Source organism: Rhizobium sp. 268, from assembly GCF_036571585.1.
Classification (GTDB): Bacteria; Pseudomonadota; Alphaproteobacteria; order Rhizobiales; family Rhizobiaceae; genus Rhizobium; species Rhizobium redzepovicii.
This window is the reverse complement of record NZ_JAPPSO010000001.1, coordinates 374,577-393,571: the sequence shown is the minus strand read 5'-3', so window position 1 is coordinate 393,571 and position 18,995 is coordinate 374,577. Positions and strand designations below refer to the sequence as shown.

16 protein-coding genes are annotated in these 18,995 nt (G+C 62.2%); 6 read left to right on the top strand and 10 right to left on the bottom strand.

The window, feature by feature from the left end; genetic code table 11:
* Positions 1-14: 14 nt before the first annotated feature.
* Positions 15-581 carry a DUF6101 family protein gene (locus tag OS035_RS02105; protein ID WP_012556768.1) on the bottom strand — a complete coding sequence of 189 codons (567 nt, stop codon included), beginning with the start codon at positions 579-581 and terminating at the stop codon, positions 15-17.
* Between the two features lie 297 nt (positions 582-878).
* Here OS035_RS02105 and OS035_RS02100 point away from each other — a divergent pair, with 297 nt between their 5' ends.
* A complete protein-coding gene (locus tag OS035_RS02100; protein WP_183852523.1) occupies positions 879-4,214 on the top strand; it encodes a DUF1217 domain-containing protein in 3,336 nt (1,111 codons plus the stop codon).
* 219 nt (positions 4,215-4,433) lie between these two features.
* Here OS035_RS02100 and OS035_RS02095 read toward each other — a convergent pair whose 3' ends face one another.
* The 3 genes from OS035_RS02095 to OS035_RS02085 all read right to left on the bottom strand — a co-directional run bounded on the left by OS035_RS02095 (position 4,434) and on the right by OS035_RS02085 (position 7,578).
* The gene (locus OS035_RS02095; RefSeq protein WP_310803977.1) at positions 4,434-5,870 is read right to left on the bottom strand and encodes an FAD-binding oxidoreductase; all 1,437 of its coding nucleotides are present in this window, start codon (positions 5,868-5,870) and stop codon (positions 4,434-4,436) included.
* 36 nt (positions 5,871-5,906) lie between these two features.
* Positions 5,907-6,881: an L-threonylcarbamoyladenylate synthase gene (locus OS035_RS02090; protein ID WP_331813320.1), complete on the bottom strand. Its 975-nt coding sequence runs from the start codon at positions 6,879-6,881 to the stop codon at positions 5,907-5,909.
* Positions 6,882-6,969: 88 nt separating this feature from the next.
* The gene (locus OS035_RS02085; protein ID WP_003588182.1) at positions 6,970-7,578 is read right to left on the bottom strand and encodes a DUF6656 family protein; all 609 of its coding nucleotides are present in this window, start codon (positions 7,576-7,578) and stop codon (positions 6,970-6,972) included.
* 403 nt (positions 7,579-7,981) lie between these two features.
* Here OS035_RS02085 and OS035_RS02080 point away from each other — a divergent pair, with 403 nt between their 5' ends.
* A complete protein-coding gene (locus tag OS035_RS02080) occupies positions 7,982-9,226 on the top strand; it encodes an aromatic ring-hydroxylating oxygenase subunit alpha (RefSeq protein ID WP_097624179.1) in 1,245 nt (414 codons plus the stop codon).
* A gap of 168 nt (positions 9,227-9,394) precedes the next feature.
* Positions 9,395-9,865: a BA14K family protein gene (locus tag OS035_RS02075; protein WP_131711363.1), complete on the top strand. Its 471-nt coding sequence runs from the start codon at positions 9,395-9,397 to the stop codon at positions 9,863-9,865.
* Positions 9,866-10,139: 274 nt separating this feature from the next.
* On the opposite strand, the gene OS035_RS02070 is transcribed toward OS035_RS02075, so the two are convergent.
* Together OS035_RS02070 and OS035_RS02065 are read right to left on the bottom strand one after the other, a co-directional pair.
* Entirely contained in the window at positions 10,140-10,403 is a 264-nt protein-coding gene (locus OS035_RS02070; RefSeq protein WP_097624054.1) for a DUF982 domain-containing protein, read from the bottom strand.
* Positions 10,404-10,662: 259 nt separating this feature from the next.
* The gene (locus OS035_RS02065) at positions 10,663-11,658 is read right to left on the bottom strand and encodes a transporter (RefSeq protein ID WP_310803975.1); all 996 of its coding nucleotides are present in this window, start codon (positions 11,656-11,658) and stop codon (positions 10,663-10,665) included.
* A 222-nt stretch (positions 11,659-11,880) separates the two neighbouring features.
* On the opposite strand from OS035_RS02065, the gene OS035_RS02060 reads away from it, so the two are divergent.
* Positions 11,881-13,659 carry an acyl-CoA dehydrogenase gene (locus OS035_RS02060; protein WP_097624056.1) on the top strand — a complete coding sequence of 593 codons (1,779 nt, stop codon included), beginning with the start codon at positions 11,881-11,883 and terminating at the stop codon, positions 13,657-13,659.
* A 9-nt stretch (positions 13,660-13,668) separates the two neighbouring features.
* Entirely contained in the window at positions 13,669-14,424 is a 756-nt protein-coding gene (locus OS035_RS02055) for a crotonase/enoyl-CoA hydratase family protein (protein WP_183777275.1), read from the top strand.
* Here the strand turns inward: OS035_RS02055 and OS035_RS02050 are convergent.
* Complete coding sequence (locus tag OS035_RS02050) at positions 14,421-15,425, bottom strand: MBL fold metallo-hydrolase (protein WP_331813319.1); 1,005 nt, start codon at positions 15,423-15,425, stop codon at positions 14,421-14,423. The two genes, OS035_RS02055 and OS035_RS02050, sit on opposite strands and share 4 nt — an antisense overlap.
* 83 nt (positions 15,426-15,508) lie before the next feature.
* Positions 15,509-16,327: an oxidoreductase gene (locus tag OS035_RS02045; protein ID WP_183777277.1), complete on the bottom strand. Its 819-nt coding sequence runs from the start codon at positions 16,325-16,327 to the stop codon at positions 15,509-15,511.
* 86 nt (positions 16,328-16,413) lie between these two features.
* Here OS035_RS02045 and OS035_RS02040 point away from each other — a divergent pair, with 86 nt between their 5' ends.
* Positions 16,414-16,863 (top strand): winged helix-turn-helix transcriptional regulator, encoded by a 450-nt coding sequence (locus tag OS035_RS02040; RefSeq protein WP_097624060.1) that lies wholly within the window; start codon positions 16,414-16,416, stop codon positions 16,861-16,863.
* A gap of 54 nt (positions 16,864-16,917) precedes the next feature.
* On the opposite strand, the gene OS035_RS02035 is transcribed toward OS035_RS02040, so the two are convergent.
* Positions 16,918-18,168, bottom strand: a complete 1,251-nt coding sequence (locus OS035_RS02035; protein ID WP_097624061.1) for a class I SAM-dependent RNA methyltransferase — start codon at positions 18,166-18,168, stop codon at positions 16,918-16,920.
* Positions 18,165-18,950, bottom strand: a complete 786-nt coding sequence (locus OS035_RS02030; RefSeq protein ID WP_310803971.1) for a TlyA family RNA methyltransferase — start codon at positions 18,948-18,950, stop codon at positions 18,165-18,167. The genes OS035_RS02035 and OS035_RS02030 overlap by 4 nt, the downstream gene beginning before the upstream one ends.
* Between the last annotated feature and the right edge of the window lie 45 nt (positions 18,951-18,995).

The window sequence follows — 18,995 nt, the reverse complement described above, 5'->3', positions numbered from 1 at the left end:
TGTCGCGAAATCGCTCAGTTGCGGGCGATGATTTCCTTGCCTTCGATCTTCATGGCGACGCCGAGCCGGCCGGTGGTGCGGCGCACGAGGAAGCGCGGGCGGCGGTTGGCGAAGTAGGAATGGCGGCGGCGCGGTTTGAGATCGCTGGTGCGCAAGCCGCCGATATGGTCTTCGAGCGGCCGGGCGACGCCGTCGGCCTCGACCATCAGCATCGGAATGCGGAATGCTTCCGACCAGCCGCGCCAGTCGGCGGCGATATCGCTGAGATCATGGGCGACGAGCAGCGGAATGCACAGTTCCGGATCGGCATGATGGAGTTCGAGGGTGACGGTAACCTCGCCGTCGCCATGGTCGATGGCGCGGGCGGCGACACCTTGGAAGACGCGCTTCGGCAGCGCAATCGAGAGCGGCAGGCCGCTGGAGGGGAGGACCTTGCGCAGGACCGCGCCGCGTTCGTCTATGGTAATATTCACGTCATCCGAACAATCATGGATGGCGTAGCTGACCTGCTGCGGAAAGCGGGACGGATCGAGGCGTAACGTCGTACCAGCCCAGGCGGGCTTCATTACGGGATTGTTCATGTCATTCTACCCTTGTCTTACCTGAGAGCCGATTTCCGGTCTTCTCCTTGGGACTTTTCGTCCTCTATGGCCGACAATAGGGGCCTGCCGTTCCGTACAGCTTAAAAATTGCGGTTAAGAAAACTTTGCGTCCTCTGATGGTTATCAAAACCGAATCCGGCAGGGTTTCCGGAAGGTGAACGCCATGCTGTGCTGAAGTGATGCATCCTGAGGTAAGGCTCAGGTAAGTTTTTCGTGGCAAAATATGCTTACCAGCAGTTCGTTCTTTTAGAGATTTTGCCGAAAAGGGCGCATTTGATGATTACGGCCTCCCTCGCTTACACGATCCTGTCGAAGGATATGACGTCGAGCCTGAACAAGGTCGCGTCGCAGGCGACGGTCAAGAAGGACGCCGAATACTACGCCGATCATATCAACAAGGTCACCTCGGTCGACGACTTCCTCGGCGATTACAAGCTCTACAGCTATGCGATGAAAGCCTATGGTCTTGAGGATATGACCTATGCCAAGGCCTTCATGAAGAAGGTGCTGGAAAGCGATCTCACCGACCCCAACAGCTACGCCAACAAGCTCTCTGATACGCGCTATCGCGAATTCGCTTCCGCCTTCAATTTTAATGCGCCCGAGAAGGACGTGCAGACGGACGCGCAGGAGGACGATCTGATCGGCCTCTACAAGCAGTCCTTCATCGATGCCGACAAGGCGACGTCCGCAGAGAGCACTTATTACGGCAATAATATCGACAGCGTGACGACCGTCGACGATCTGGTCAACAACACGAGGCTTCGCACCTACGTGCTGAAGACGTTCAACATCGATCCCACCTATGCGTCGAAGGATTTTCTGCGCCAGGTGCTGACGAGCGATCTGAGCGACCCCACGAGCGTCGTCAACACGCAGGGCGGCGACAAGTACAAGGCGCTTGCCGCCCAGTTCAGCTTCAACGCCGACGGCACGGTTACCGGCACGGCCCAGACCGCGGCGCAGAAGGCTTCGGTCATCGAAACCTACACGCTGAATTCCCAGTCGGTCATCATTGACAATTCGGTCGGTTCCGACGTCGTCTACGTCAACAAGACGGCGGCCGACTATAACCAGGCCTATTATACCGCCAAGATCGGCACGATCACCAATGTCGACGATCTGGTCGCAGACAAACGTCTGACCTCCTACATCAAGACCGCCTACAGCATGGGCGCCGATTTCACCGCGGCAGCACTGCGCACGGTCCTGACTGACCCCGGCTATGCCCAGCTGATGGGCTTTACCAATGTCTACAACGCCTTCAACTTCAAGGCTGACGGCTCCACCTCGAGCACGGCGCGCGTCCGGACGCTCGATCAGGCAAACAAGCTGTCGTCGGCGGCGTCGCAGACTGCCAACTACTACAAGGTGACCTCTCAATCGAGCGGCATCACCAATGTCGACGCCCTGCTCGCCGACGGAAACATGGCGCGCTACATCAAGGATGCCTATGGTCTCGGCACGGATTTCAGCAATGCCGATCTGAAGAACATCCTGACCGACTCCGCCTATGCCGCCGCGCAAGGCCATGCCGATCTCAACGCCGATTTCAACTTCCAGGCGGATGGCTCGATCAACGGGTCGGTGATCCAGACGGACACGCAGCGCAAGTCGACCACCGACAAATCGGCGGCGAACGCGGCCCACTTCAACGCCATGATCGACAGTGTCACCAGTGTCGACGACATCATGTCCGATCCCGTTGCGGTCAGCTATCTCAGAACCAGCATGCAGGTCGCCGACAGCGTCTCCGATGCGACGCTGAGGACCTTCCTCGTCGATCCCGCCGCTGCCAGCGCCCAGGGCTATAGCGACGTCCACGATCTCTTCAATTTCAAGACGGACGGTTCGATCGCCACCCTCTACGCCTCGCAGACGGCCGCGCAAAGTGCCAGCACCGCCAGCAAGGCCGACAATGCGGCCGTCTATTACCAGGCGACCATCGCAGGCATCGCCAATGTCGATCAGCTGCTGGCGGACCAGAAGCTGAACAATTTCGTGCGCAACGCCTTCGGCATCCCGTCCACCGTTACCGACGTCGCTCTTCGCAGCATCCTGACCGATCAGAGCGGCACCGGCACCTATGCCGACGTCGCCGCCGCCTTCAATTTCAAGGCCGACGGCTCTCTCAAGGACGGACTGGCGGCGCAGACGGACACCCAGATCCGCAACACGAAATTTGCCGCCGGAGCGCGCACCGACGACTATTCCGCCCGGATGGCGACGATCGCCAATGTCGACGATCTCATCGCCGATCCCGCCATCACCAATTTCCTGAAGAGCACCTATAATCTGCCGTTGAATATCTCGGACGCCGACCTGAAGAGCTACCTGACCGATGCGACGGCTGCCTCAGCCGCCGGTTATGCCGATCTCAACGCCGATTTCAACTTCGCCGCCGATGGATCGCTGCCGGTTGTAAGCTCGGTCCAGACGGCCGATCAGGCGCAGACCACCAATGACAATTATATGGCGCGCTATGACGACGAGCGCGAAGAGGCGATCGACGAGGTTGCTTCCAACTACTCGAGCATGATGGCCGACAGTACGAGCCTGCTCGATACTGCCGAGATCAAATCCGTCAACGATTTCCTGCGCACCAATGCCACGGCCGATTTCAAGAAGAGCAACGACAATCTGCCGGATCCCTATCATGTGGCGCTGCAGGCCTTCGGCCTGACCGACCAGGACGTGCCGCGCTCGATGATGCGCAAGATCCTGACGAGCGACGCCTATGATCCGGACGGCTATATCGCCTCGCTGAAGGACGAACGCATCACCAATCTCGCCCGCGCCTTCAATTTCGGCCCGGACGGCAAGGCGGCATCACCCTTCCAGGCGCTGCCCGACGCGACCATGGCCAAATACGCCACCGACTACAAGGCGCATATGACCATGCTGCTGAAGGCCGGCCCGGTAAAGGACAAGGCATCGAAGGACGCGACTGCCGAAGTCGATTATTTCGCCAAGGGCATGGCCAAGGTGAAGTCGCTCGACGATTTCCTCGACGACAGCCGCCTGACGGATCTGGTGCTGAAGGCCAACAACCTCGACCCGAAGGATTACGACAAGGCGACGCTGAAGAAGATCTTCACCTCCGATCCCGACGACAAGAAGAGCTACCTGAACGCCAAGGCCGATGCGCGCTTCCAGGATATCGTCGCCGCCTTCAACTTCGACAAGGACGGCAATCTCACCCGCGCCAAGATGGGCACCATCCAGAACAAGGCGGCCGAGGAGCACACCCAGGAGCTCTACGTCCAGCAGACGATGGAAGCCCAGCAGGGCGAAAGCAACGATGGTGTGCGCCTGGCGCTTTATTTCAGCCGCAAGGCCCCGAGCATCACCTCGATCTATTCGATCCTCGGCGACAAGGCGCTCTATCAGGTCATCACCACAGCTTACAGCCTGCCCTCGCAGATGTCGGGCATGGATGTCACCAAACAGGCCGACCTCCTCAACCGCTTCGTCAAGCTCGAGGATCTCCAGGATCCGAAGAAGGTCGACAAGCTGCTGCGCCGCTTTACCGCCATGTACGACGTCCAGAACGCCACCCAGCAATCGCCGGCGCTGCAGATCCTGACCGGCGGCGGCACGCAGTCGTCCTAATTGCTAGTCAGTTTCAATGATTTGCCCCTCACCCTAACCCTCTCCCCGTAAAAACGGGGCGAGGGGACGTGCCCCGCGCCACTTTGATGAGGAACGGAGGGGTTGCGGCAGTCCCCCTCGCCCCGCGCGCGGGGGTCCGAAGGACGGGTCGAGGGACCCGTGGCTCGACCCCGGTCGGTGCCGGCAGGCGGATGAGGGGGCTCCCCCGGTCCGCCACCCTCAAACCTCGAGGCTGACCACCTTCCCAGGGTTCATGATACCAGCCGGATCGAAAGCCCGCTTGATCCGGCGCATCAGTTCGATTTCGATTGCCGGGCGGATCGCCGCCAATTCGTCGCGCTTCAGCTGGCCGATGCCGTGCTCGGCCGAGATCGAGCCGCCATGCGCCAGCACCAGCCCATGGACGATGTGGTTCATTTCGCGCCAGCGGGCGATGAAGGCGGCCTTGTCGGCGCCGACCGGCTGGGAAATATTGTAATGGATATTGCCGTCGCCCATATGGCCGAAGGCGCAGATACGGGCCCCGGGCATTGCTGCCAGGACCGCTTCCGCGGCCTCGGCCATGAAATGCGGGATCCGCGAAACCGGCACGGAAACATCGTGCTTGATCGACCCGCCTTCGGGCTTCTGGGCATCCGACATGCTCTCGCGCATGTGCCAGATTGCTTGCTGCTGCGCCACCGATGAGGCGATCGCCGCATCGAGCACCAGCCCGGCCGCAAAACCCTGTTCGAGAACGCCGTTCATCATCCGCTCCGCCGTTTCGGCCGAGTCAGACGTCGAAATATCGATCAGCACGTACCAGGGATAGGCCGCGTCGAGCGGATCGCGTACGCCCTCGATATGGCGGGCGGTGATTTCGACGCCGAAACGCGGCATCAGCTCGAAACCGGTGAGCGAGGTGCCGCAGAGGCTGGAGGCTAGGTTGAAAAGCGCAAGCGCATCCTCGACCGAGTGAAGGCCGGCGAATGCCACCTGATGGCCGAGCGGCTGGGGAAACAGCTTCAGCACCGCGCCGGTGATGATGCCAAGCGTGCCTTCGGCGCCGATGAAGAGGTCGCGCAGATCGTAGCCGGTATTGTCCTTCTTCAGGCGGCGCAGGCCGTCCCAGACCTCGCCGGTCGGTAGCACCACTTCGAGGCCGAGGCAGAGCTGGCGCATATTGCCATAAGCCAGCACCGCCGTGCCGCCGGCATTGGTGGAAAGATTGCCGCCGATGCGGCAGGAGCCCTCGGAACCGAGCGACAGCGGAAACAGCCGCCCATGCGCTTCGGCCGCCTTCTGCACATCGGCGAGAATGGCGCCGCCGTCGGCGACCAGCACGTTCGCCACCGGATCGACGTCACGGATCCTGTTCATGCGCTCGAGCGACAGGATGATATCGGACTTGCCGGCGCGCGGCGTCTGGCCTCCGACAAGGCCGGTATTGCCGGTCTGCGGCACGATCGCCGTTCCGGTCTCCGTCGCAAGCTTCATGATAGCAGAGACGTCCTCGACCGAGCCGGGTTTCAGCAGGAGAGGGGAGGAGCCGTGATAGAGGCCGCGGTTTTCGACCAGATGCGGCGCAAGATCGGCCTCGCCCCGAAGCGCGTATTTATCGCCGACGATGGCTGCGAAACGGTCGAGAAGTTCGGTGGAAATGCCGGTGCTGCTCATCGGGGTCGGTCTCCTCGGTCGATTTGATCGGGTCTGTCAGTCGCGTGGCGCCGCCGCCCGCTGCAGGCGGTCGTTGATCGCTTCGCCGAGCCCCTCTTCGGGAATGGCCGAGAAGGCGATGCTCGAAGCCCCGCTGGCATCGGCCCGCTTCATATAATCGAAAAGATTGGCCGCCGCCTCGGCAAGGTCGCCGCGCGGGCTGAGATCAAGCACGATCCGGGCGCTGTTCGTGCCGGAGATTGCCGCGCCGCCGAAGGCGATCAGCGCTTCGCCGGGTTCGACCCTCGTCGCATTGAGACGCACGGAGGCGCCGGGCGCATAGTGCGAGGCAAGCATACCAGGTGCTTCGATCGCCGCCGATGCCGTTTTCGCCCTGAGCAGCGGCCGGCCTGCGACACGCTCGATCTCGCGTGCTGCCAGGCCGCCGGGCCGCAGCAGCCTTACCCGGTCGCCCTCCACCTTGACGATCGTCGATTCGACGCCGACGGTGCTTGGCCCCGCATCGAGGATCAACGGGACCTTCGCTCCGAGATCGGCCTCGACATGAGCCGCACTCGTCGCGCTGATCGCGCCTGAGGTATTGGCGCTGGGGGCTGCGAGCGGCCGCCCGAAGGCGCCGATCAGGGCGCCCGCAAAACCTTTCGGCACGCGCACCCCGACGCTGTCGAGCCCGGCGGTCGCCAGCGAATGGATCGGGCTTTGCGGTTTCAGCGGCAGCACCAGCGTCAGCGGGCCGGGCCAGAAGGCTGCGGCGAGCGCCCGCGAGACACGATCGAATTCGGCATGCTCTTCGGCCATGGCAAGGTCGGCCATATGGCAGATCAGCGGGTTGAAACGCGGCCGTCCCTTGGTTTCGTAGATGCGGGTGATGGCCGCCGGATTGGTGGCGTCGGCGGCAAGGCCGTAGACGGTTTCGGTCGGAATGGCGATGGCAAAGCCGTCGGCAAGAGCGGCTGAGGCCGCTTCAAGTGCTGCCCGCCTGTCTGCCTCTATATCGATGATGCGTGCCATGTGCTGCCCGATGCTTTGGTCCCGGCAGTCATTAGGCTTTCCGCTGCCTGCGATCAATCGCGATGTTTGCCTCACCCATTGGTGGGCGTCACAGCTGGCGGATGATTTCGCGCAGCTGTTCGTTACGGGCGCCAAGCAGAAGGATGTTGCGGATTGCCGCCTGCGGATCATGGGTGCGGAACAGCAGGCCGTTGCCGCGCACCGACCGGTCGATGGTCATCTTTTCCTGGGAATTCTCGCCCGCTTTGATGGCGACGGCGAAATACATGCGGGAATAACCGACATCGATCCGTTCGAAGAAGTTGTCGTTCTCGCCGATGTCGGAATAGAAATTGGCGATGTAGAAGGCCCAGCTGACCTCTTCGTAGTGAGCGAACTTCGTTCGTGCTGCGGTGACGTGGCAATAGCCGAGATGCGGGCTGTCCTCCAGCGTCCGATGGAAGATCATTTTCGGAAACTGGATCGAGTGGTGAAAGCCGTTGATGTGCTGATGCGTCTTCTCGCCGGCCACCTGCAGCTTGCGGCCGGTTTTGGCGGCGACCTCGTCATGGGTGAAATAGCGCTTTTCCTCGGCCAGCCAGTGCCGTCGCTCGCGGGGAATGCGGCCGGTGCGCAGGAATTCGGAATGCGCGGCAACCAGCTGCGGCTCCTGCGATCTGCTTGCATCTTTCGCGTCGAAATAACGGAGTTTGGCCATGGTTCGCGTTCTTCGCTCGGTCTGAATCAACAGTAGGATAGGGCGGTATGCTTAAGGCGATGTTAAAATCACCCGGCAGCCGGCCGGCCAAAAGGCAAATGCCGACAGATGTCGCAAACGCGACGGACTTCTATCCCGGTCGGCTTACCTCTTACGCAGCGGGTCTTTACGCCATGTCGCAATTGACGATAATTGCTGCAGAGTCGGCAGATGCGAACGACCTGGACGGGCCGCTTGCATCCTGTCGTCAATTTCGAAGCCGATGTCGCATTACAACCGAGCGGCAGCCAGCCCAGATGATTAAATGGCTGCCATGAACAATTCTCCCGAAGGAGAAGGAAGCGGGCGCGCTTCCGCCGGCCTTCTGCGTAAGGGCGGCAACCGGGTGCACGAGGACATGAAGATGGATATTCGCAGCAACGTTTTGCGTCAGCTCAAGAACCGCCGGGAGGGCTTCAGCCTCGAACGGCCGTTCTATATCGACGAGGACTATTTCCAGCTCGACATGGAGATGATCTATTATCGCGACTGGCTGTTCATCGGCCATGATTGCGAACTGCCGAAGCCGGGCGCCTATTTCACCGTCCAGATCGGCACCTATCCCGTCGTTGTCGTCCGCGGCCGCGACAATGTCATCCGCGCCTTCCACAACAGCTGTCGTCATCGCGGCTCGCGCGTCTGCACCAAGGAGCACGGCTCCTCCGTGCGTCTCGTCTGCCCCTATCATCAGTGGACCTACGATCTCGAAGGCAAGCTCGCCTTCGCCCGCCACATGGGCGATGATTTCGACAAGACCGGCTTCAACCTGAAGCCCGTCCATTGCGAAGTCGTCGCAGGCTATGTCTTCATCTGCCTTGCCAACACCGCTCCGGACTTCCAGCCGGTGCGCGACAAGATCGAGCCCTATGTCGCGCCGCACCGGATCAGCGAGAGCAAGGTCGCCTTCCAGAGCACGATCATCGAGAAGGGCAACTGGAAGCTCGTCTGGGAAAACAACCGCGAGTGTTATCACTGCGCCGCCAATCATCCCGAACTCTGCCGCACCTATCCCGAAGCCCCGAGCGTCACCGGCACGGATGGCGGCGCCGACGATCCGGAGATCGCCGGCCATTGGGCGCGCTGCGAGGCCGCCGGCCTGCCGAGCAAATTCCAGATTTCGCCGGACGGCCAATTCCGCACCGCCCGCATGCCGCTGATCGAAGATGCCGAGAGCTACACCATGTCGGGCAAGCGCGCGGTCAATCGTCCGCTCGCCGACGATATCTCGATCAGCCATATCGGCACCATGCTGCTCTTCCACTATCCGACGACGTGGAACCACCTGCTTGGCGACCACGCCATCTCCTTCCGGGTGCTGCCGCTCAGCGCCAACGAGACGGCGGTGACGACCAAATGGCTCGTCCACAAGGACGCCGTCGAAGGCGTGGATTACAATCTCGAGGAACTGACCCACGTCTGGACCGAGACCAACGACCAGGATCGCCGCATCGTCGAAGAGAACGCCTTCGGCATTCACTCTCCGGCCTATGAACCCGGCCCCTATTCTTCCCTGCACGAGGGCGGCGTCATGCAGTTCCTCGAATGGTATTCGAACTTCATGGTCAACCGTCTGCAGGGCGATCAGGCGAAAATCTCCGCCGTGGCCTGAACACACGTCGGACGTGAGGCATTGAAGGTGGTTCGCCCCGGTTAATGCCCGGTTCAGATCGATTTCTTTAAAAATACGAAAGCAGCCGGGCCCCGGCCGCTTTCGGAACCATTCCGGCACGAAAGCGTTGCTGAGCAGGCGGTTATCGCTGCTGAATGGGAGAGAAGAATGTTCGGTTTGAGTAACAAGATCGCGACTGCAGTTCTGGCTGCCGCCGTGGTTCTGACAGGCTTCGTGCCGTCGCAGGCAATCCAGATGCCGACCGCCCCGCAGGTGGAAAAATCCTCCACCGTCGAGAACGTTCAATACCGCCGCTACTATCGCGGCGATTATTACCGGCCAGGCTATCGCCCCGGCGCTTATTACCGCCCCGGCTATTACGGCGGATATCGCGGATATTCCTATTACCGCCCGGGCTATCGTCACTACAACGGCTATTGGTATCCGCTCGCCGCCTTCGGCGCCGGCGCGGTCATCGGCGGCGCCGTTGTCGCCCAGCCGCGCTACGTCGCCCCCGCGCCCCGCATGGGTTCAAGCCACGTCGCCTGGTGCGCCAGCCGCTACCGGTCCTATCGCGCCTACGACAATACGTTCCAGCCCTATAACGGCCCGCGCCAGCAGTGCTATTCGCCGTATTGAGGTGAGGTAGGGCAAGCGCGACGCCAGTTGCTTCGGCCGAGGAGTTGGCCGGAACATCACCCCGCCTCCCGTTATCCTCAAGTCAAGCCCGAGGATGACGGGGGATGGGGGTAAGCTCTGCGCCTAATTCCGCGAGATATCCGGGTCAGAAGCGCCCGTGGCCCGAGATGCGATGCGCAGGGACTCAGCAATCACTCATGGACCTGCGCATGCAGCGGAACGAGAGGGCGCTGGCATGAAAGCCCGTGGACCATTTCATCGTCGGCTGCGAAACTCAGTGAACGGCTGTTATCACCGAAATGCCAGCTTCGTCGGCGGCACGGATGAGCGCTGCTCGCGCGTCCTGCGCTGAAATTTCCCCATGGATCGCAGCCCGGCACGCCCTGATCGCAATCAGATATTCGTCTCCATCGTCGATTGGCCAGCCAACCGTCAGCATCTCGGCAGCCTGTACGAGGCTTGCAACAAGCTTGTATTTTTCCGGCCCACTCACAACGAGCATCAGAGGGACAAACTCTTCGGATATGCACCATTCCATGACAATTGGTCTCCCCACGGTAAATGTATTAGTAACCGTGCAAGAACCGTTCCGGGCGAGGTGGGGTACGCGCAGCGTCGCGCAATTGCGTTGTGCCGACGGTGAGTTTGGCCGAACGTAACCCCGCCCTCCGTCATCCTCCGCCTTGAGCCGAGGATCCATGTTGGCCTCCCCAAGCCCGAGGATGACGGGTGAGCCCTGTGATAGATACCGCAACGTATGGTGGAGAAACTCAGCACGCCCACCGCACCTCTCACCCTCAAAGAATATCCACCCGCCGCAGCAGCCACCAGGCAAAGGCAATCGAGGCGACGATGAGGGCGACGGCGTATTCGGTGCCGTACTCGCCGACGGCGAAGGGCAGGTTGGCGGTGTTCATGCCGAAGAAGCCGGTCACCAGGGTCGGCGGCAGCAGGAAGGCCGTCATGATCGATAGCAGATAGAGGTGGCGGTTGGTTTCGGAGGATTGTTTCGAATCGATTTCTTCGTGCAGCAGGCGCGCCCTGTCCTGCAGCGCATAGATGTCGTGATCGACCGTTTCCAGCCGGCTCGTCAGCCGCCGCGCCACGTCGTCGAAGCCGAAGGGCATCTCGTCCTCGTCGGTTGCCGAGGCGCGCCGCATCAGCGCCAGCACCGTGCGCAGATGCCGATGCAGCCTGACCACGGTTCGTCGCACCGGCGCCAGCCGCCGGCGTTCGTCGCGCGGCGCATTGTCGTAGACGAAATCCTCGATCAGGTTCAGCTCGTCGGTGAGCTCGATGACGATCGCGATCAGCGTGCGCTGAAACTCGATCACCAGCAGTTCGAACAGATCGACCGGCCGCGAGAATTTGCCCGGATTCTTGTCGATCAGTGTCCGCGCCCGCTCGACGCTACGCAGCGGCTGCAGCCTGGTGGTGATGATGAAGCGGTCGGACATGGCGAAATGCAGCCAGCCGAGATTGTTGGTATCCTCAGCGAAATCGCGCTGGCAGTCGACGAGCGTGCCGTAGAGCATCTGCTCGTCGACGGTGATGGTCGCATGCGTGTCGCGCGTCGTCAGCGCCGATTTCGCGTCCTCCGTCAGCCCGGTGAGTGTGTCGAGCAATGCCGGCACACGCGCGTCGACAAGGTTGAGGTGCAGCCAGTAGAAACAATTGTCGGCGGTCAGATCCGCCACCGTCGCACTGTTGTTCAGCCGCACTGCGGTCTTTTCATCCGGGGAGAAGCGATAAGCCCAGACGAAACCGGGTATGTTGACGGGCAATGTATCCATTGGTCGCCGATCCTTTGCGAAGGCGATGTCGTTTTCAGAGGTTCCCCCCTAGAGAGTCTTCATGACGGCTGTTTGTGCGACGGTGCAAGAGCTCGGCGCCGTTTCAGTCGAATTATGGCATGGCAGACCGGCAAATCGAAATTGACGTTTACGTAAAAATCAATTAGCCCTTTGCCCCGGAGGGCTTTGCGCGGGATGCAGGCCGGTCCTGCGGAGGAAACAATGTACAAGGCGCCCGTCGAGGAAATCGCGTTCACGTTGAAGCATGTAGCCGGCATGGGCGAAGCGATTTCACTAGGGCTTCTCGGCGATCTCGGCGAAGATCTGGTCGATGCCGTCCTCTCCGAGGCGGGACGGTTTGCCACAGAGGAAGTGGCGCCGCTCGCCGACATCGGCGACCGCCAAGGCGCCCGTCTGGAAGGCGGCGAGGTCAGGCTACCGGATGGCTGGCGCGATCTCTACCGCAGCTGGATCGCCGGCGGCTGGAACGGTCTGACGGCGCCCGAAGCTTTCGGCGGCCAGGCCCTGCCGCATATGCTGAACGTCGCTGCGCTGGAAATGTGGAATTCCGGCTCCATGGCCTTTGCGCTCGCCCCGACGCTGACAATGGGCGCGATCGAGGCGGTCAGCACCCATGGCAGCGCCGCGCTGAAGAAAAAATATCTGGAGAAGATGGTCTCAGGCGAATGGACCGGCACCATGAACCTGACGGAGCCGCATGCCGGCTCCGATCTCGGCGTGCTCAAGGCCCGTGCAGAGCGCCGCGCCGACGGCAGCTATCGCATCTTTGGCCAGAAGATCTTCATCACGTGGGGCGAGCATGACGCGGCCGACAACATCATCCATCTTGTGCTCGCCCGCCTGCCGGATGCGCCGGCCGGCACTCGCGGCATCTCGCTCTTCCTGGTGCCGAAATTCCTGGTGAACGAGGACGGCTCGCTTGGGCCCCGGAACGATCTCTTCTGCCATTCGCTGGAGCACAAGCTCGGCATCCACGGCTCGCCGACCTGCACGATGATCTATGGCGACGGCCGGTTCGGCGACGAAAAGGGGGCCGTGGGATGGTTGATCGGCGAGGAGAACAAGGGCCTCGCCTGCATGTTCACAATGATGAACAATGCGCGCCTGGCCGTCGGCATGCAGGGCGTGGCGATCGCCGAGGCCGCCACCCAGAAGGCTGTCGCCTATGCCAAGGAACGCACCCAAGGCAGGGCGCCCGGCTGGAGCGGCGCCGGCATGAGCCCGATCGTCGAACATCCCGATGTCGCCCGCATGCTCCTCACCATGAAGGCGCTGACCCAAGGCGCGCGCGCCATTTCCTATGCCTGCGCCCACGCGATCGACATGTCCCACCGGGCCGGCGACGTCAGCCGCCACTGGCAGGAGCGCGCCGCGCTTTTGACCCCGATCGCCAAATCCTTTTCGACCGATGCCGGCGTCGACGTCGCTTCGCTTGGCATTCAGGTGCATGGCGGCATGGGCTTCATCGAGGAGACTGGTGCGGCGCGTTACCTGCGCGACGCGCGCATCGCGCCGATTTACGAGGGCACCAATGGCATCCAGGCGATCGACCTCGTCACCCGCAAGCTGCCGCTCTCCGCCGGCGAGCAGGTGAAGGGTTTCATCGCCGAGCTGAAGGAGATCGCCGATAGCGCCCGCCGCTCCAATCTCGATGGTTTCGGCGAGACATCAGTCAGGCTCGACGCAGCAATTTCAGATCTCGAAGCGGCGACTGGCTGGCTCATGAAGATGCTTGCCGACGGCAAGGCGGCCGAGGCGCTTTCGGGCGCGACGCCCTATCAGCGCCTGTTCGGCCTCGTGCTCACCGGCTGCTATCTCGCCAAGGGTGCTCTCGCCGAAAGCGGCGATGGCAGGGGCGAGGGCCGCATCGCGCTTAGCCGCTTCGCCGCCGAAAACCTGCTTGCCGAGACCGCAGCCCTTCGCGACCGCGTCGTCAATGGCGCGGCAAGCCTTGCCGCCGCCCGCATCCTGCTTGCCTGAGGACATCCAATGACCGATCACATCATCGTCGAGCAGCCTTCCGCACATCCCGGCGTCCAGATCATCCGCTTCAACCGGCCGGAGAAGAAGAACGCCATCACCCGCGCCATGTATAGCACCATGGCCGATGCCCTGAAATCGGCCGATGCCGATACGACCATCCGCGCCACCGCCTTCCTCGGCACCGAAGGCTGCTTTTCCGCCGGCAATGATCTCAACGATTTCCTTGCCGCCGCAGTCGGCGGCGGCGGCCTTGAGCAGGAGATCCTCGATTTCCTCTATGCCCTGGTGAAAGCCGAAAAACCCGTGATCTCCGGCGTCGACGGTCTGGCGATCGGCATCGGCACGACGATCCACCTCCATTGCGACCTGGCGATCGCCTCGAACCGCAGCCAGTTCCGCACTCCCTTCGTCGATCTGGCGCTGGTGCCGGAGGCGGGGTCCAGTCTCGTTGCGCCGCGCCTGATGGGCCACCAGCGCGCCTTCGCCCTGCTGGCGGCCGGTGAAACCTTCTCGGCTGAAGAGGCCAAGGACGCCGGTCTGATCTGGAAGGTGGTCGAACCCGGCGAGGTCGATATTGTGACGCTGGCGACTGCCGCTCGGCTTGCCGCCAAACCGCCGGAAGCGATGCGCATCGCCCGCGATCTCGTCCGCGGCGACAGGGACGAGATCATCGCCCGCATCGACGAGGAGGCCCGCCACTTCTCCGCCCGTCTGAAAAGCGCCGAGGCCCGGGCCGCCTTCGAAGCCTTCATGCGTCGCTAGAGCATGGGCACATCGAAGACCTCGCCGGCCCTGAGCGGCCGGAACCGGTCCGCGGCAATATTGTGCTCGCCCATTGCCTCTTGCAACGCCCTTACCGGTGCGTCGACCGCTTCATCCGTCAGTTGGAACGTCGCGAAGTGATGCCCGGCCACATAGGCCGCATTCGCCAGCTTCATCCCCATCACCGCTTCCTGCGGATTCTGGTGCTGGCCTTTCATGAACCATCGCGGCTCATAGGCACCGAAGGGTAAAATCGCCAAGCGAAAGCCGCCATGCCTCTGCTGTGCCGCCTTGTAATTGACGCCGTGATGAAAGCCCGTATCCCCGATGTGATAGATCTTTCCGGCCGGGGTCGAGAGGACGAACGCTGCCCAGAGCGCCATCCGGCGATCGGCGCCGCCGCGGGCGGACCAATGATGGGCGGGTTCGGCATCGATGCTGATTCCGGCGTGCGCGATGCGTTCGCCCCAGTCCATCGATGTCGTCTCCATATCGGGCACGGCGCGGCGGATGATCGTGTCGTTGCCGAGTGGCGTCACCACATGCGGTCGATGCTTTGCATGCAACCGCTTGAGCGTTGCGATATCGAGGTGATCATAATGATTGTGCGAGATCAGCACGAGATCGATCGGCGGCAGATCATCGAACGCAATGCCCGGCTGGACGACGCGTTTGGGTCCGGCAAAGGTGAAAGGGCTGACGCGCTCCGACCACACCGGGTCGGTGAGAATATTGAGCCCGGCGACCTGCACCAGCATGGTTGCATGGCCAACCATGGTCACCCGCAGATCCTCACCTTCGACACGTGTATCCGGCTTGGCCGCCGCGTATGGACTTGGGACCGATTTCGGCCAAGGCTGGCGGCCGCCGCCGAATTGCCACCGCAGCAAATCGCGAAAACCAAGCGGCTCGATACCGTCGGGATTGAAGAAATGCGTGCCGTCGAAATGATCGGACACCGGGCCGGTATAATAGGGATTGCGTCGTTTGGTCTTGCGCATTCGGAAGCGGTTTCCTTCGCCTGGAACAGGTTCGGATTTTAGGCCAGGTCGACCGGGATCTGAACCTGTTCCAAATTAAAGACTCACAAGGAGGCAGGAAACTCGTTGACCTTGCGCAGGAGGCTGTCGACCAGCCGCTCCGGCAGGAAGCGGCGAAGCGAGCGGACCTGGCGCGACTGCTTGCCGGCGGAATAGCGCAGCTTCGGCTTCTTGGCGGTTGCGGCTTTCACGACCATGTCGGCGACCACCTGTGGCGCGTCGCCCGTCTCCATCCACTTGCGCATCAGAGCCTCGCTCCGGCTCCGCTCCGAGTCGTAGACGGGAAGAGGTTGATCGACGCGCGTCAGGTTCTCCTCGAAGGATGTCTTGGTGATGCCGGGCTGGACGAGAACGACACGGATGCCGAAGTTGCGCACTTCATGGTCGAGGGATTCGGAATAGCCCTCGATCGCATGTTTGGTCGAGGCATAGAAGGCGTTGTACGGGGATGGGATAAGTCCGAGGATCGAGCTCATATTGATGATCCGGCCGCTCTTCAGCTTGCGCATGATGGGCAGCACGGCATTGACGACGCGGGCGACGCCGAAAAGATTGACGTCGAAAAGGCGCTGGGCCTGGTCGATCGACGATTCTTCCGCGCCGCCGAGCAGGCCGATCCCGGCATTGTTGACGACGAGGTCGATCCGGCCGGCCTGTTGCATGATCTCGGCAATCATCGCCTCCACCGAGGCCTTATCCGTCACGTCGCAGACCAGCATGGTAATCCCGGGCTTGCCGGCAACCTGTTTGCGGCTGGTCCCATAGACGCGATAACCGGCTTTCACCAGGGTTTGGGCGGTGACAAGGCCAATGCCGGAGGAAGCACCGGTGACCAGGGCGATGTTTTTGGTTCTGTCGATCATGCTGTCAGCTCTCATTTGAAGTGGATCATTGGCTGACGCTGTGTTACTATCTTTTAGATATCATGTCACTATCGAAAAGATACCTAATGAAAAATACTTCGATCCTCCAGTGCCCGGTGGCCCGCGGTCTTAAGTCTGTGGGCGATGCGTGGAGCATTCTGGTCTTGCGGGACGCCCATACCGGCCTTACCCGGTTCGACCAGTTCAGGAAGAGCCTCGGCATCGTCCCGACCATGCTCACCAAGCGCCTCAAGGCGCTGACCGACGATGGCCTGCTGGAAAAGCGCCTCTATTCCGAGCGACCGCCCCGCGAGGAGTACGTGCTGACGGAAGCAGGCCGGGATTTCCTGCCGGTGCTGATGATGATCGGGGCGTGGGCGCACCGCCACTGCGACGGCGAACTCGCCCGCTATGTCGATGTCGAAACGGGCTCGGAGATCGAGCCGATCGCCATCGATGCGGTGACGGGTGCAAAACTCGGAACCCGGGCAATGCGGCTGAGTGCTGGTCAAGAACAAGAATCCGGCGACCAATAGAGAGGGGGCGTCGCCCCTCGACATTGATACGGAGGGAGCAGCCGACGGCAGCCCCTATTTCTCCAGCGTCGCCACCACCTCGACATGCGAGGTCCAGAGGAACTGGTCGATCGGCGTCACGCCGGTGATCCGGTAGCCGCCCTCGACGAGGATCGCGAGGTCTCGCGCCAGCGTCAGCGGATTGCAGCTGACGGCGGCGATCTTCTTCACGCTCGAGCGGGCAAGCTCCTTGCACTGGAACTCGGCGCCGGCGCGTGGCGGATCGAAGACGACGGCGTCATAGGGCTTGAACTCCTGCGTCATCAACGGGCGGCGGAAGAGATCGCGCTTCTCGATGCTGACCGGTTTCAGCCCCTGCGTGTTGCGGGCGGCATGGTCGAGGGCGGCGAGCGCCTTTGCCTCGGCTTCGACAGCATGCACGCGGCCGACACGCGCCAGCCGCAGCGAAAATGTGCCGGCGCCGGCAAAAAGATCGGCGATCCTTTTGGCCTTGCCGGCATGGGCAAGCACCAGCTCGGCCATTGCCTCTTCCGCCGGCTTGGTTGCCTGGGCAAAGCCGCCCGGCGGCGGTGAAACCTGGACGCCGCCGAAATCAATCAGCGGCTTCGACGGCTCGATGAGGATTTCGCCGTTCAGAGAAACACGGGCAATGCCGCGCAGGCTGAGCACGGTTTCGACCGCCTTGCGCCGCTGCGGGTCGGAGAGCTTCTTCACCTCGTCGACCGCAATGTCGAGGCCGGACAGCGTTTCCAGCACGGAGACGCGGAAGGGTTCGGCATTGGTCGCGAGTGCTGAAGCAATCGCCCGGATCGCCGGCAGCCGGGCGACGATCCCCGCCGACGAGATCGGACATTCCTCGATCGCGACGATATGATGGCTTTCGGCCTGGTTGAAACCGATCAGCATGTCCTTCTCGGTCTTGCGCGCCGCAAACACCACGCGTCGGCGCTCGCCCGGCCGGGCCGGCACGATCTCGCCGACATCGGGCGTCAGCCCCTTCGATCTGAGTGCATCGATGACCAGCTGTCGCTTGAAGGCGCGGTAGGGGCTATCGGTCATGTGCTGCAGCGTGCAGCCGCCGCAGGTGCCGTTGACGCCATCCGGACCGAAATGCCGGCAGGGCGGCTCCTGCCGGTCGGGCGAGGGTGTCGTGATCGACATGATCGTGCCCTGGCTTTTGACGCGGGCGATCGCCACGGTTTCTCCGGGTAGCGAAAACGGCACATAGATTGGCCCGCCGGCGCTGCCGGCAATGCCGTCGCCCTGGGCGCCGAGCTTTTCGATGGTGACGGTTTCGGTGCTCACGGTTTCGATCCTGCCAGAAGATATTCCTGATTGCCGTCGCCGCCAGCAATCGGGGAGGGGATGAGGCCGAGGCTTTTCCAGCCCATATCCTCGATGAACCAGCGCTCCAGTTCCGCAGCGACGGCGGGCGCGGACGAGGGGTCCTTCAACAGTCCGCCCTTGCCGATCGCCTCGCGCCCCGCCTCGAACTGCGGCTTGACCAAGAGCACGGCGACCGCACCCGCTTCGGCGATATCGAGAGCCGGCGCCAGCGCCAGCTTCAGCGAGATGAAGGAGACGTCGGAGACGAGGAATGTGGCGGGCTTGCAGATATCCTCGGCCGTCAGGTGGCGGGCGTTGAGGCCTTCCTTGTTCGTCACCCGCGGATCGGCCGCAATGCGCGGATGCATCTGGCCATGGCCGACATCGATCGCCGTGACATGCGCGGCGCCGCGCTGCAGCAGCACCTCGGTGAAGCCGCCGGTGGAAGCGCCGATATCAAGACAGCGATGGCCGGCGGGATCGAGCCGAAAATGCTCGAGGGCGCTAGCAAGCTTCAATGCCGCGCGCGACACATAGTCCTGCGCCGGATCGTCGATCTCGATATTGGCGTCGTCGCCGATGAGCGCGCCGGCTTTCGTCACCACCTGGCCGGCGATCCGCACGGTGCCGCGTTGCACGGCGTCGCGAGCCCGCGAGCGGCTGGCGAAGAGGCCGCGGGAGACGAGAAGTTGGTCGAGGCGTTGGCTGTTTTGATCGGACATCGGCTGTGAATGACCGGCAAAGCCGCCGGTTGCAAGCATTTTGTTCCAGACAGCGTCATTGACCCTCGAAAGCTTTCGGCGATA